Origin of the sequence: Amycolatopsis sp. NBC_01286 (assembly GCF_035982555.1) — a bacterium.
Classification (GTDB): domain Bacteria; phylum Actinomycetota; class Actinomycetes; order Mycobacteriales; family Pseudonocardiaceae; genus Amycolatopsis.
This window is the reverse complement of record NZ_CP108428.1, coordinates 7,358,658-7,371,607: the sequence shown is the minus strand read 5'-3', so window position 1 is coordinate 7,371,607 and position 12,950 is coordinate 7,358,658. Positions and strand designations below refer to the sequence as shown.

Annotated in this window: 15 protein-coding genes and 1 riboswitch; of the genes, 3 read left to right on the top strand and 12 right to left on the bottom strand. The window is 71.1% G+C overall.

All coding sequences use genetic code 11. The features are described 5' to 3' along the window. Positions 1–6 precede the first annotated feature (6 nt). From OG570_RS34605 to OG570_RS34595, 3 genes are all read right to left on the bottom strand, one after another. Positions 7–954, bottom strand: coding sequence for an NAD-dependent epimerase/dehydratase family protein (locus OG570_RS34605; RefSeq protein ID WP_326953169.1), 948 nt, complete (start codon positions 952–954; stop codon positions 7–9). 47 nt (positions 955–1,001) lie between these two features. Continuing rightward, entirely contained in the window at positions 1,002–3,878 is a 2,877-nt protein-coding gene (gcvP, locus tag OG570_RS34600) for an aminomethyl-transferring glycine dehydrogenase (RefSeq protein WP_326953168.1), read from the bottom strand. Positions 3,879–4,128: 250 nt separating this feature from the next. Next, a riboswitch (glycine riboswitch) is annotated at positions 4,129–4,228 on the bottom strand. A 42-nt stretch (positions 4,229–4,270) separates the two neighbouring features. After that, positions 4,271–4,849, bottom strand: coding sequence for a MerR family transcriptional regulator (locus OG570_RS34595; protein ID WP_305879333.1), 579 nt, complete (start codon positions 4,847–4,849; stop codon positions 4,271–4,273). A gap of 278 nt (positions 4,850–5,127) precedes the next feature. On the opposite strand from OG570_RS34595, the gene OG570_RS34590 reads away from it, so the two are divergent. After that, positions 5,128–5,760 (top strand): TetR/AcrR family transcriptional regulator, encoded by a 633-nt coding sequence (locus tag OG570_RS34590; protein ID WP_326953167.1) that lies wholly within the window; start codon positions 5,128–5,130, stop codon positions 5,758–5,760. Here the strand turns inward: OG570_RS34590 and trxA are convergent. The 8 genes from trxA to OG570_RS34550 form a co-directional block, all read right to left on the bottom strand. Next, on the bottom strand, positions 5,712–6,104 hold the full coding sequence (gene trxA, locus OG570_RS34585; protein ID WP_326953166.1) for a thioredoxin: 393 nt from the start codon (positions 6,102–6,104) through the stop codon (positions 5,712–5,714). The two genes, OG570_RS34590 and trxA, sit on opposite strands and share 49 nt — an antisense overlap. A gap of 12 nt (positions 6,105–6,116) precedes the next feature. Continuing rightward, entirely contained in the window at positions 6,117–6,518 is a 402-nt protein-coding gene (locus OG570_RS34580) for a MerR family transcriptional regulator (protein WP_247051970.1), read from the bottom strand. 50 nt (positions 6,519–6,568) lie between these two features. Then, complete coding sequence (locus OG570_RS34575; RefSeq protein WP_009078856.1) at positions 6,569–7,042, bottom strand: bifunctional nuclease family protein; 474 nt, start codon at positions 7,040–7,042, stop codon at positions 6,569–6,571. A gap of 216 nt (positions 7,043–7,258) precedes the next feature. Next, positions 7,259–8,005, bottom strand: a complete 747-nt coding sequence (ftsR, locus tag OG570_RS34570; RefSeq protein WP_326949773.1) for a transcriptional regulator FtsR — start codon at positions 8,003–8,005, stop codon at positions 7,259–7,261. After that, positions 8,002–8,472, bottom strand: a complete 471-nt coding sequence (garA, locus tag OG570_RS34565) for a glycogen accumulation regulator GarA (RefSeq protein WP_247051972.1) — start codon at positions 8,470–8,472, stop codon at positions 8,002–8,004. Before garA ends, ftsR begins: the two co-directional genes overlap by 4 nt. Before the next feature lie 150 nt (positions 8,473–8,622). Further along, positions 8,623–9,009 carry a glycine cleavage system protein GcvH gene (gcvH, locus tag OG570_RS34560; RefSeq protein ID WP_247051973.1) on the bottom strand — a complete coding sequence of 129 codons (387 nt, stop codon included), beginning with the start codon at positions 9,007–9,009 and terminating at the stop codon, positions 8,623–8,625. A 100-nt stretch (positions 9,010–9,109) separates the two neighbouring features. Continuing rightward, the gene (locus OG570_RS34555; RefSeq protein ID WP_247051974.1) at positions 9,110–9,733 is read right to left on the bottom strand and encodes a CDP-alcohol phosphatidyltransferase family protein; all 624 of its coding nucleotides are present in this window, start codon (positions 9,731–9,733) and stop codon (positions 9,110–9,112) included. Between the two features lie 23 nt (positions 9,734–9,756). Beyond that, a complete protein-coding gene (locus tag OG570_RS34550) occupies positions 9,757–9,960 on the bottom strand; it encodes a hypothetical protein (RefSeq protein WP_247051975.1) in 204 nt (67 codons plus the stop codon). A gap of 317 nt (positions 9,961–10,277) precedes the next feature. On the opposite strand from OG570_RS34550, the gene OG570_RS34545 reads away from it, so the two are divergent. Continuing rightward, a complete protein-coding gene (locus OG570_RS34545) occupies positions 10,278–10,787 on the top strand; it encodes a hypothetical protein (protein WP_326953165.1) in 510 nt (169 codons plus the stop codon). Between the two features lie 30 nt (positions 10,788–10,817). Continuing rightward, positions 10,818–11,216: a hypothetical protein gene (locus tag OG570_RS34540; protein WP_326949775.1), complete on the top strand. Its 399-nt coding sequence runs from the start codon at positions 10,818–10,820 to the stop codon at positions 11,214–11,216. Between the two features lie 18 nt (positions 11,217–11,234). Here OG570_RS34540 and OG570_RS34535 read toward each other — a convergent pair whose 3' ends face one another. Next, complete coding sequence (locus OG570_RS34535; protein WP_326953164.1) at positions 11,235–12,944, bottom strand: AMP-binding protein; 1,710 nt, start codon at positions 12,942–12,944, stop codon at positions 11,235–11,237. Between the last annotated feature and the right edge of the window lie 6 nt (positions 12,945–12,950).

The window sequence follows — 12,950 nt, the reverse complement described above, 5'->3', positions numbered from 1 at the left end:
CCGCGGTCACTCCGTCGCGTTCGGACGCTCGAGACCGGAGAAGTACTTCCACGCCGTGGCGAGCCCGTCGGTCAGCGACGTCGACGGCCGGTAGCCGATCGTCTCCGCGCTCCCCGAGACGTCGACGACCACCGCGGGCATCTCCCCCGCCGGCGCCTCGACGTGCTCCACCGGCAGCTCGGCGCCGGTCACCTCGCGCACGGCTTCGACCATCTCCAGCACCGAAACCGACTTCCCGGCACCGACGATCGCGGTGCCGGAGTAGCCGCTGTCGACGGCGAGGGTGATGGCATTGACGACGTCGTCGACGTGCACGAGGTCGCGCCGCTGCTGCCCGTCGCCGTAGACGCGGACGCCGGTGCCGGTCAGCGCCGCGCGCATCATCCGCGGCACGAAACTGTCCTTGTGGGACATTCCCGGGCCGTAGACGTTGGTGAACCGCAAGGCACACGTCTTCATCCCGTACGCGCCCGCGTAGCCGGACAGCAGCATTTCGCACGCCGCCTTGGTGGCGCCGTAGGGCGTCAGCGGCCGCGGCGGCAGGTCCGGCGTGATGGTCGCGCCACCGACGTTGCCGATCACCGCGTTCGTCGACGCGAGCACGAAGCCCGGCACTTCGAGGCGCCGGGCCAGTTCCAGCAGTTCCTGCGTCACGAGGACGTTGTCGGCGAAGGTCTGCTCCGGCAGTTCGACCGAGCGCAGCACGGAAGTCAGCGCGGCGAGGTGCACGATGGCCGCCGTTTCCGACGTCACGGCCTCTTCGCGGACGGCGGCGTCGAGCAGCTCGCCGGTCACCACGCGGACGCCGGCCGGCTCGTCCGGGAACGGGACCCGGTCGACGACGGTCACCGGAACGCCCCGCTCGCGGAAGGCGCGCACGACGGCGCGGCCGATGAACCCGCTGCCCCCGGTCACGACCACGGACGTCCGATCCGGACCACTGCCACTCGCCATGGCGCCAACCTACCTCCCGCCCCTGTGAGGCCGGCGCAAGCCCGGACCTAGGCGAACGCCTCCGGCGGCGGGCACGAGCAGACCAGGTTCCGGTCGCCTGCCGCGCCGTCGATGCGGCGGACCGGCGGCCAGATCTTCGCGCCGCCCGGCCCGGCCGGGAACACCGCCGTCTCACGGCTGTAGGGGCGATCCCACTCGCCCGTGACGCAGCGCGCGGTGTGCGGCGCGTGCCGCAGCGGCGAGTCCGCCAGGGCCCACTCCCCCGCCGCGACGCGGTCGATCTCGCCGCGGATCGCGATCATCGCCGCGCAGAAGCGGTCCAGCTCGGCCAGGTTCTCGCTCTCGGTCGGCTCCACCATGAGCGTGCCCGGGACGGGGAACGACATCGTCGGCGCGTGCAGCCCGTAGTCCGCCAGCCGCTTGGCGACGTCGTCGACCGTGACGCCGGTGGCCTTCGTCAGCGGCCGCAGGTCGAGGACGCACTCGTGGGCGACAAGGCCTTCGTGGCCGGCATAGAGCACCGGGTAGTGCTCACCGAGCCGCCGCGCGACGTAGTTCGCGTTCGCCACGGCCACCAGCGTCGCCCGGCGCAGTCCGTCGGCGCCCATCATCCGGACGTAGGCCCACGAGATCGGCAGGATCGACGCGCTGCCCCACGGCGCCGCGCTGACCGGGCCGACGCCGGTCGCCGGGCCGGCCGCGGGCTGCAGCGGGTGGTTCGGCAGGAACGGCGCGAGGTGCGCGCGGACGCCGATCGGGCCGACCCCCGGCCCGCCACCGCCGTGCGGGACGCAGAACGTCTTGTGCAGGTTGAGGTGCGAGACGTCGGCGCCGAACCGGCCGTACTGCGCCACGCCGATGAGCGCGTTGAGGTTGGCGCCGTCGACGTACACCTGGCCGCCCGCGTCGTGCACGAGCGCGCAGACCTCGCCGACAGTGTCCTCGTAGACCCCGTGCGTCGACGGGTAAGTGATCATGATCGCCGCGAGATCGGCGCGGTGCTCGTCCACTGTGGACTTCAAGTGCGCGAGGTCGATGTCGCCGCTGTCGTCGCACCGGATGACGACCACGCGCATGCCCGCCATCACGGCACTGGCGGCGTTGGTGCCGTGCGCGCTGGCCGGGATCAGGCAGACGTCGCGCTCGCCCTCGCCGCGCGAGCGGTGGTGGGCGCGGATGGCCAGCAGCCCGGCGAACTCGCCCTGGCTGCCGGCGTTGGGCTGCAGGGAAACCGCGTCGTAGCCGGTGATCCGGGCCAGCCAGGCTTCGAGGTCCGCGATGACCGTCAGCAGGCCGGCCGCGTCCTCGGCCGGGGCGAACGGGTGCAGCCCGGCGAACTCCGGCCAGGTGACGGGCTCCATCTCCGCCGCGGCGTTGAGCTTCATCGTGCAGGAGCCGAGCGGGATCATGCTGCGGTCGAGCGCGACGTCCTTGTCCGACAGCTCCCGCAGGTAGCGCAGCAACGCGGTTTCGGAGCGGTGGGCGTGGAACACCGGGTGGGTGAGGAAGCCGCTCGTGCGCCGCAGCGGCGCCGGGAGCGCGTCCGCCGTGTCCTCGTCCAGGCCGTCCACATCGGACACCGAGACACCGAAGGCCTTCCACACCAGCGAAAGCCGTTCGCGGGTGGTCGTCTCGTCGCAGGCGACGCCGACGTGGTCGTCGTCGATCCGCCGCAGGTTCACGCCGAGGTCGCGGGCCGCCGCGACGACCGCCGCCGCGCGACCCGGTACCGCCGCGGTGACGGTGTCGAAGAACTCGCCGTGCACGACCTCGACGCCGCCCTCGCAGAGGCCGGCCGCGAGCACGGTCGCCATCCGGTGGGCGCGCAGCGCGATCGCGCGCAGGCCGTCGGGGCCGTGGTGGACCGCGTACATCGAGGCCATCACGGCGAGCAGGACCTGCGCGGTGCAGATGTTCGACGTCGCCTTCTCGCGGCGGATGTGCTGTTCCCGGGTCTGCAGTGCCAACCGGTACGCCGGGGCGCCGTCTTCGTCCTTCGAGACGCCGACCAGCCGGCCGGGCAACTGCCGCTCCAAGCCTTGACGCACCGCCAGGTAAGCCGCGTGTGGGCCGCCGAAGCCCATCGGGACGCCGAACCGCTGGGTCGAGCCGATCGCGACGTCGGCGCCGAGCTCACCGGGCGGCCGCAGCAGCGTCAGGGACAGCGGGTCCGCGGCGACGATCACCGCCGCGCCGTGCTTCTTCGCGTCGGCGATGGTGAAGTCGAACTCGCGGACCGCGCCGGACGCGCCCGGGCAGGACAGCAGGACGCCGAAGAAGTCGCCGCCGAGGCCGAGCCCGGTCAGCCCCTGGGACAGGTCTTCGACGACCAGCTCGATGCCCAGCGGCTCGGCGCGGGTCCGGAGCACGGCGAGGGTCTGGGGCAGGGTGTCTTCGTCGACGACGAACCGGTTGGACGCCGACTTGCCGGCGCGGCGCACGAGCGTCATCGCCTCGGCGGCCGCGGTGGCCTCGTCGAGCAGGGACGCGTTCGCGACGGGCAGGCCGGTCAGGTCGGCGACCATGGTCTGGAAGTTGAGGAGCGCTTCGAGCCGTCCCTGCGAGATTTCCGGCTGGTAGGGCGTGTACGCGGTGTACCAGGCCGGGTTCTCGAGGACGTTGCGGCGGATCACCGGCGGGGTCACGGTGTCGTGGTAGCCGAGGCCGATCATCTGGGCCATCGGCCGGTTCCGCGCGGCCAGCGCCCGCAGTTCGGCGAGCGCCTGGGCTTCGGTGGCGGGCGGCGGCAGGTCGAGGGGCGCGGCGGACGCGCGCAGCGACCCGGGCACGGCCCGCTCGGCGAGCTCGTCGAGCGAGGCGACGCCGATGACGTCGAGGATCGTGCGGAGTTCCGCCGGCCCGGGCCCGATGTGCCGGTCGGCGAAGGGAAAGCCCTGTTCCAGGGAGGCGAGTGACGGCTGCACGATGGCCTCCTGCGAACATGACCACGGCCGGGGGGTCCGGGGGCAGAGCCCGCCGGGCGGGGCGTGGGGGTTGCACCCCCACAAAACACCAGGTAGGCGACGGGCGAGCCTGCGAGCCCGAAGCCGTACCCTCCCCACTCTGTCCGTACCCCCGAAGGGGCGCCTGAGAGTTTCGCCCGAGGTTGAGCCGGGCTTGCACCTTCGGCGGGGCCATCAGGTTGTGTCCTGACGACCCGCTTTCCAGAGGCGTCTAGACCGCGCGGTCCAGGGTGCCTGAGAGGTTCCGGGGAGGACTTGCTCCTTCGGCGCCGGACTCGAGGTTGTGGTCCGGACTCTCCCGCGCGGTTTCGTCGACTGCGTGGATCACTTTACTCCCGCCGCCGCGGAGATGATCACCCGGTACGGCGGGCGTTGCGGCGCTGGGTCAGCTCGTCCGGCTCGTGCGCTTCGACGATGCCGCCGTCGGCGCGTTCGGCCGGGAACTCGTGGATGGTGCCGCTGATTTCCTGCATCGCACCGCTGACCGCGATGCCGAACACGCCCTGGCCGCCTTGGAGCAGATCGACGATCTCCTCCGGCGAGGTGCATTCGTAGACCGTGGTGCCGTCGGAGAACAGCGTGACCTTGGCGAGGTCACGGACCCCGCGGACGGACAGGTGGTCGACCGCGACCCGGATGTTCTGCAGCGAGACCCCGGTGTCCAGCAGCCGCTTGACCACCTTCAGGACCAGGATGTCCTTGAACGAGTACAGCCGCTGGGAGCCGGAGCCGTGCGCGGTGCGGATGCTGGGCGCGATCAGTTTCGTGCGAGCCCAGTAGTCGAGCTGACGGTAGGTGATCCCGGCGATCTGGCACGCGGCCGGACCCCGGTAGCCGACGAGCTCGTCGGGCAGCGAGTCATCGGGGAACAGTTCACCCTGCTCGCCAGCCGCGAACCGAACAGGCTGCTTCTCGGAACCAGCCTCGACCACGCAAGCCTCCCCTCGCCCGACCAGGCGGCCGGCGAATGACAGCCGGACAGGACCCAGAGCGGGACCCACCGGAGATCAACCGCCACGATCCGGCCCCAGACCGTGAATCACATCGTGGCGATTTACCTCCTCCGACGGTAAGCGCCCAGGCAAGGCCGGTCAACGCGACGCGCGGCAAGCCTCAACGGTCGGATGAGCGTTTGAGCCGTTCGCCGTACCCGGGAGGCAGTGGTTCAAACCTCCTGGACACTTTTACTCAGTCGTGTTAATTTTTACTCATGCAAGTAAAGACCGAACTCATGGCCGAGATGGGCCTCAGCGTGACCGAGGCCGCCCGCCGCGCGCAGATCCTCGGCGCGACGATCGGCGTCATCAACGACCTCGGCTACCGCAAGGCCACGTTCGCCAAGATCCGCGAGCGCGCCGGGCTGAGCAGTACCCGGATGATCTCCTACCACTTCACCAACAAGGCCGGGCTGATGCAGGCGGTGCTCAGCACGGTCGTCGAGACGAAGAACGAGTTCCTCAAGGAGCGCACCGGCGGCGACCTGGACCCGGCCGACCGCGCCGGCTACCTGCGGGCGCACATCGAGACGTCGATCGCGTTCCTGCGGGCGTACCCGGACTGCGTGCGGGTGCTGACGGAGATGGCCGCCAACACCGACGACGCCGAGGGCTGGGTGATGACGCAGGTCCTGGTCGACGACCTGCGGGTGCACGGCCTGGCCCGGCAGCTCAAGCAGGGCCAGGCCGAGGGCACGTTCGGCGCGTTCACGCCCGAGGTGATGGCGATGTCGATCGCCCAGGCGATCGACGGCGTGGCGGCGGCCTACGCGGCCGACCCCGCGCTGGACCTGGAGCTCTACGGCCGCGAGGTCGCGGACACGTTCGTCAGGGCCACCGCTCCCTGATCGGCGAGGGCCCGGTCGAGGCGTTCTTCGAGCCGGGCCTTCGGCTGCGCGCCCACGACGGTCAGGACGGGCTCACCGGCGCGGAACAGGATCATCGTCGGCAGCGACATGACCTGGTACGCCCGGGTCGTCTCCGGGTTCTCGTCGGAGTTGATCTTGCGCACCGACAGCGTGCCGGCGCGCTCGCGGGCCAGCTCGGCCAGCACCGGCGCGATCATCCGGCACGGCGGGCACCAGGTGGCCCAGAACTCGACCAGCACCGGGACGTCGCCGCCGAGCACCTCGGCGGTGAACGTCGCATCCGTGACTTCGGCGACTTCGGCGACTTCGGGGATTCCGGACATGACTGAGCTCCTTCAGAGACGTTCGGGGACGACGCACGGATCGGGGGCGCAGGCGGGGTCCTGCCTGGCCAGCGCGTCGGCGAGCTTCCCGGCGAGGTCGGCGCGGATCGCGCCGAGGCGGGCGAGGACGGCGTCGGCCTCCGCGAGCTTGCGCCGGTACATCTCGATCGAGCTCGGGCAGGCGTCGCCGGTCTCGTGGCCGCTGCGCAGGCAGTCGACGAACGGCCGGGTCTCGTCGAGGGACAGCCCGACGGTCTGCAGCTTCAGGATCTCCGTGACCAGCTGGAGGTCGTCCTCGTCGTACTCGCGGTAGCCGTTGGCCGCGCGACGGGCCGCGAGGAGGCCCTGGTCCTCGTAAAAGCGAAGCGCACGGGTAGTGGTACCCGTGCGCTTGGCCAGCTCTCCGATCCGCATGCCCCGACGGTAGACGTTGACGTCGGCGTCAAGGCAAGCCGCGGCACCCGTTATGTATCGGCGCCGCGGAAGTCTTCCGGGGAGACCGAGTCGAGGAACTCGCGGAACTTCTCGACCTCGTCCTCCTGCTCGTCCGGGATGATCAGGCCGGCCTCTTCCAGCACCGCGTCCACGGCGTGGATGGGGACGCCGATCCGCAGGGCCAGCGCGACCGAGTCGCTCGGCCGGGCGGACACCCGGATGTCTCCGTCGAACACGAGCTCGGCGAAGAACGTGCCTTCCTTGAGGTCGGTGATCACGACCTGCTCCAGCTCGCGGCCCAACGCCCCGATGACCTCTTTGAGCAGGTCATGGGTGAGCGGGCGGGCGGGGCGGACCCCTTGCTGCTCCAACGCGATGGCGGTCGCTTCGACCGAGCCGATCCAGATCGGCAGGTACCGTTCGCCCTCGGTCTCCCGCAGCAACAAGATCGGCTGATTCGCGGGCAGCTCGACCCGCACACCGACGACGCGCATTTCGCTCATCGGGCTTCGCCTCCCTCTCGTGCACACGGGCTTCAGCGCTGGAACCGCCTCGCGCCGTTCACCACCGACGCTACCCGTCATCCGTGCGCTGTGCTCGCTGTCGGACACTCTCGGCTCGCCTACCGCAAACCGTTGTTCTCACGGTACGGCATGAGGTGCCGAACATTCAGTCATTGACATGGGACCGCAAAGAGGATCTCACCGTCCCGTTACGCCTCAACAACCCGTGGCGCCACGGATTCCGGCCTTCACGAGGAGCGTGTGCAGGGTCACCGACAGTGCCGCGAGCTCTCGCACCACCTCGTCGGCCCGTGCTTTGGCCTCCGGGTCACGATGCCGGTACACCGGGGTCACGATCTGCTCCAGCAGGCCGACCTCGCGGTCGGCCGCGGCGCGGAAGGCACGCAGGTGTCTCGGCTCGATACCGAATTCGGTCATCGCCTTCACCGTGCGCGCGACCAGCACCGCGTCGGGGTCGAAGAACCCCGCGGGACCGGACCGGACCAGGCCGTACTGCTGCAGCTCGGCCAGCTCCGCCGCGTCGATGCCGGCCTGTTCCAGGAGCTCCTCCTGGGTCAGGCGCAGCTCCCGGCCAGCGGCGAAGTCGTCCGCCACCGGCAGGCCGACGTTGTCGGCGACCCCGTCGATCGGCACCAGACGGCGTGGTGGGCGCGGCATGGCCGCGGCGGGCTCGGCACCCGAGTCCGCCGCGTCCAGCTGCTCCTTGATGACCTTCAACGGGAGGTAGTGATCCCGCTGGGCGGCCAGGACGAACTTGAGCCGCTCCACGTCCGCCGCGGCGAACTGCCGGTAACCCGAGGGCGTCCGGCCCGGTTGGACCAGGCCTTCCGCCTCGAGGAACCGGATCTTGGAGATGGTGACGTCGGGGAAGTCGTGGCGCAGCTGCGCCAGAACCGCCCCGATGCTCAACCCGTCCCGTTGTGGCCGCCCGGCCGCCGTCACTGCGCCCCCTGGCCCCCGTGCCCCGGGCCGGTCAGGAAGACCAGGCGGAACTTCCCGATCTGGACCTCGTCGCCGCCGGCGAGAACGGCCTGGTCGACCGGCTCGCGGTTGACGTAGGTGCCGTTGAGGCTGCCGACGTCGATGACGACGAACTCCCCGCCCTCACGGCGGAACTCGGCGTGCCGCCGCGAGACCGTGACGTCGTCCAGGAAGATGTCGCTGTCCGGGTGACGCCCGGCGCTGGTGGTGTCGCGGTCGAGCAGGAAGCGCGAGCCCGCGTTCGGACCCCGCTTCACAACCAGTAGCGCCGAACCCGCGGGCAGGGCGTCGACGCCCTGGACCGGGGCTTCGGCGGCCGGGGCGGGCTCGTGGCCTTCGGCTTCGGCCAGGAAGTCGGCCCGGAAGACAGAGGTCCGCTCCGGAGACTGCTCCGGGGGAACGCCGCCCGGCCCGTCGTTCGTGCTCACCTGAGCTCTCCTCCACACATGCTGTGTTACCAGTACTTCAAGAACGTGTAGCTGCCAACGTACCGTGCCTGATCGCTTCTCCGGGCCCCGGTACCGGCGAACCGTGAGCAGATCGCTCCCATCGGCCGGATTCCGAGGTCGGACGGGGTTTCAGCCCTTGATCAACGCGCCGTACGCCTCGGCTTCGAGCAGCGCTTCGAGCGCCGACGGGTCCTCGAGCCGGATCTCGATCAGCCAGCCCTCGCCGTAGGGGTCGCTGTTGATCAGCTCGGGCGAGTCGGCGACGGCGTTGTTGACGGCGACGATCTCGCCGTCGACCGGCGCGAACAGCTCCGAGACGCTCTTGGTCGACTCGACCTCGCCGAAGACGTCGCCCGCGCCGACGTGGCGGCCGGCCTCGGGCAGGTCGACGAACACGACGTCGCCGAGCTGGTCCTGCGCGTACTCGGTGATGCCGATCCGGACGAGGGTGTCCTCGCCGCGGGTCGCGACCCACTCGTGTTCCTCGGTGTAGCGAAGCTCTTCAGGAACGGACACCGCCGGTCCCCTTTCATGCCCTCACTGGCGAAATGTGCTGGGCGAAGTCTTACACCCACACGGCGCAGCCGCCCGGAACGACCCGGTGGAACGGTCGCGCTCAGTCGTCGCCGGCCCCGCGCAGCGCGGTGCGCGCCTGCACGACGTAGAGGACGCCGGACCAGACGTAGAGGACGCCGCCCCAGATCGTGAAGGCGTAGCCGATCGGCCGGGCGATCGCGGCGATGTCCGAGCCACCCTGGGTGAGCAGCAGGAACGGGAAGGCGTACATCAGGACGAAGGTCGCGCCCTTGCCGATGTAGGTGACCTCGGGCGGGGCGAAGCCGCGGCGGCGCAGCGTCAGGACGCACACGCCGAGCACGGCCTCGCGGACCAGCAGCGGCACCACGACCCACCACGGGATGATCTCGCGGAGCAGGAACGCCACGAGCGTCGCCAGGATGTAGAGCCGGTCGGCGGCCGGGTCGAGCAGCGAGCCGAGCCGCGACATCTGGTTGAGCCAGCGGGCCAGCTTGCCGTCGAGCCAGTCGGTCAGCGCGCCGAACATCAGCACCGCGAGCGCCCAGCCGTCCTCCTTCGGGCCGAGCAGCAGCCAGAGGAAGACCGGCACGCCGGCCAGCCGCAGCAGCGACAGCATGTTGGGGACGTTGAAGGCCTGTCGCAGCAGCGACGGCTCGGCGCTCGGGGTGTTCGCTTGAGCTGGTTCGGGTGCGGCTGTGCTCACTCGCCCACCCTAGAGCTCACGGCTCAGCACGCGCGGCGGTGGCTCCAGCCGCGTCGCTGCAGTTCGGCGCTGCTCAGCGCCTCGGGACGGCCGCGGCCGTCGGTGCCCACCCAGCGGGCCCGGCCGGGCCGGGACTCGAGGACGTAGGGGCGGCCGCAGCACCAGATGACGGTGTTGGGGACGGTCGGCGGGCGGGACGGTTCTTCGGTGCTGGTGACGGCGTTCATCGCTCTCACGGGGTCGGGGCGCGGTTGTCGGGGACGGGAAGCTCGCCGGCTTCCACCTCGATCGTCGGCAGTCCGGGCCGGGTTGTTAACGGCCGCGGCGGGAATTAGACCGATCGATTCTTGATGGCAGCCTTGTGTATCGGAGCGTGAACAGGAGGTTAACCGTCCATTGTGGACACACAAACGGGAGCCACCGGACACGCCCGCCACCCGGCTGGAGTAATCTCCGGCACACCCCTGGGCGCGTCGATCCACGGGGCCCCGGCCCGGATGGGCCAGAACGACCTGGCCGGCCCGACCGGGGAGGAAGGATCGCGGTGCCCCACCCGACCACCACGAGGATGTGGCGGCCGTTGCTCGCGGCCTGCCTCGCCGTGCCCGCGCTCGCCGCCTGTTCCGGCGACCCGGCCCCGTCCGCCGCTCCCCCGCCACCGGCTTCGACGTCCGCCGCACCGGCGTCCACGACGGCCGGGACGCCGCCACCGCCGCCCGCCACGAGCGGCTCGTCCGCGCCCGGCCCGGCGTCGAAGCCGGCCGCCGTGCCGCCGACCGTCCCCGGCGCGTGCGGCACCATCACCGCGGCCAGCGGGCTGACCCTCTACGTCTTCGACAGCGGTTCGTCCGGCGTCAGCTGCGTCGCGGCGACCCAGCTGGTCACCGACTTCCACCGCAAGATCGCCGGGCGCCAGGGCGCCGGCTCGAACGACGCGGTCAACGAGACGGTGAACGGCTGGCTGTGCACCTCCGGGCCGCCCGCCGCGCAAGGCGGCACCACCTGCACCAAGGGCGAGCAGACGGTGTTCGCCGCCGTCGTCCCGTCCGAATGAGTTCCCGTCCCGTCCGCTTCTGAAGGGCCCATGAAGACACTCGCCTACCCCCTGCTGCTCGTCGCCGCGACCGCCGCTCTGGCGGGGTGCGGCGGCGCCGACCCGGCGCCCGCGGCGCCGTCCGCCTCGAGCGCGGTCCCGGCCGAGGCGGCCGCGGCGGCGTCCACGGCGCCGGGCGTGCCGTGCGGCGACGTCACCGGATCGGGCGGCGCCAAGACGGCGGTCGTCGCGCACGGCAAGGTCGACTGCGCCGCGGCGACGACGCTGCTGAAGGACTACTTCACGAAGCTGACCCCGGCCGAGGCGGCCTCGGCCGACGGCCCGGGCCCGGTCGTGCTGGACGAGTGGACGTGCGGCAGCGGCGCGAACGACCCGGTGACGGTGTGCTCGACCGAAGACGGCCGCCAGATCGAGGGCACGCGCAGCTGAGCACCCCCAGAGCCCCGCTCAGCCCTTGAGGTCCGGGAAGTCCTCCTCGCGGAACTCCGTGCCCGCGCCGCGCGCCGGGTCGCTCTCGCGGCCGCGCAGCTCGACGCGGCGGATCTTGCCCGAGATCGTCTTCGGCAGGTCCGCGAACTCGAGCCGCCGGATCCGCTTGTACGGCGCCAGGTGCTCGCGGCAGTACGCCAGGATCGCCTTCGCCGTGTCCGCCGTCGGCTCGTGGCCGGCGGCCAGCACGACGTAGGCCTTCGGCACCGCGAGCCGGATCGGGTCGGGGGCCGGGACGACCGCCGCTTCGGCGACCGCCTCGTGCTCGATGAGCACGCTCTCCAGCTCGAACGGCGAGATCCGGTAGTCCGACGCCTTGAAGACGTCGTCGGTGCGCCCGACGTAGGTGATGTAGCCGCGTTCGTCGATCGAACCGACGTCACCGGTGTGGTAAAAGCCGTTCGAGAACGCCGTCGAGGTGCGCTCGTCGTCGCCGGCGTAGCCCGTCATGAGGCCCACCGGCCGGTGGTCGAGGTCGAGGCAGATCTCGCCCTCCTGCGCGCGTTCGCCGCTGACCGGGTCGACCAGCGCCACGACGAACCCGGGCAGCGGGCGGCCCATCGAGCCCGGCACGACGTCCTGGCCCGGCGTGTTGGCGATCTGGACGCTGCTCTCGGTCTGGCCGAAGCCGTCCCGGATCGTGATGCCCCAGGCCTTCTCGACCTGGTCGATCACCTCGGGGTTCAGCGGCTCGCCCGCGCCGACGACCTTCTTCGGCGGCGTCTTCAGCGCCGTCAGGTCGGCCTGGATGAGCATCCGCCAGACCGTCGGCGGCGCGCAGAAGCTCGTGATGCCGCAGCGGTCCATCTGGGCCATCAGCGCGCCCGCGTCGAACCGGGTGTAGTTGTAGAGGAACACCGTCGCCTCGGCGTTCCACGGCGCGAAGACGTTGCTCCACGCGTGTTTCGCCCAGCCCGGCGAGGAGATGTTGAGGTGGACGTCGCCCGGCTCCAGGCCGATCCAGTACATCGTGGACAGGTGCCCCACCGGGTACGACACCTGCGTGTGCTGCACCAGTTTCGGCTTCGCCGTGGTGCCGGAGGTGAAGTACAGCAGCAGCGGGTCGGCGGCCTTCGTCGGATCGTCCGGGGCGAACTCGGGCGACTCGGCGAACGCGGTCGCGTACGGGTGCCAGCCCTCGACCGACTCCCCCACCGCGATCCGGGTGTAGTCGCCGGCGACGCCGGTGAACTTCTCCGTGTCCGCCGAGCGGATCACGACGTGCTTGGCCGCGCCGCGCTCGACGCGGTCGGTCAGGTCGGCCGGGCCGAGCAGGGTGGACGCCGGGATGATCACCACGCCGAGCTTGATCGCGGCGAGGATCGTCTCCCACAGCTCGCCCTGGTTGCCCAGCATGAGGATCAGCCGGTCGCCGCGGCGCACGCCGAGGCCGCGCAGCCAGTTCGCCACCTGGTTGGACCGGCCCGACATCTCCGGGTAGGTCCAGCGGTTCTCGGTGCCGTCCTCCTCGACGATCCACAACGCCAGCCGCTCGGCGTTGTCCGGATCGTGGGCCACGACGTCAAACCAGTCGATCGCCCAGTTGAAGTGGTCGAACTCCGGCCAGGCGAAGTCGCGGTACGCCGTGTCGTAGTCCTCGCGGTGCTGCTGCAGGTAGTCCCGCGCCACGCGGAACGCGTGGTGGACTTCCGAAGCGCCGTTGCTCACCCTGCT

Coding starts and splice junctions, on each gene's coding strand:
- OG570_RS34580 (WP_247051970.1), bottom strand. CDS start 6,518: ATGCGGATCGGAGAGCTGGCCAAGCGCACGGGTACCACTACCCGTGCG.
- OG570_RS34550 (WP_247051975.1), bottom strand. CDS start 9,960: ATGAACGCCGTCACCAGCACCGAAGAACCGTCCCGCCCGCCGACCGTC.
- OG570_RS34605 (WP_326953169.1), bottom strand. CDS start 954: ATGGCGAGTGGCAGTGGTCCGGATCGGACGTCCGTGGTCGTGACCGGG.
- OG570_RS34590 (WP_326953167.1), top strand. CDS start 5,128: ATGCAAGTAAAGACCGAACTCATGGCCGAGATGGGCCTCAGCGTGACC.
- trxA (WP_326953166.1), bottom strand. CDS start 6,104: ATGTCCGGAATCCCCGAAGTCGCCGAAGTCGCCGAAGTCACGGATGCG.
- OG570_RS34540 (WP_326949775.1), top strand. CDS start 10,818: ATGAAGACACTCGCCTACCCCCTGCTGCTCGTCGCCGCGACCGCCGCT.
- OG570_RS34575 (WP_009078856.1), bottom strand. CDS start 7,042: ATGAGCGAAATGCGCGTCGTCGGTGTGCGGGTCGAGCTGCCCGCGAAT.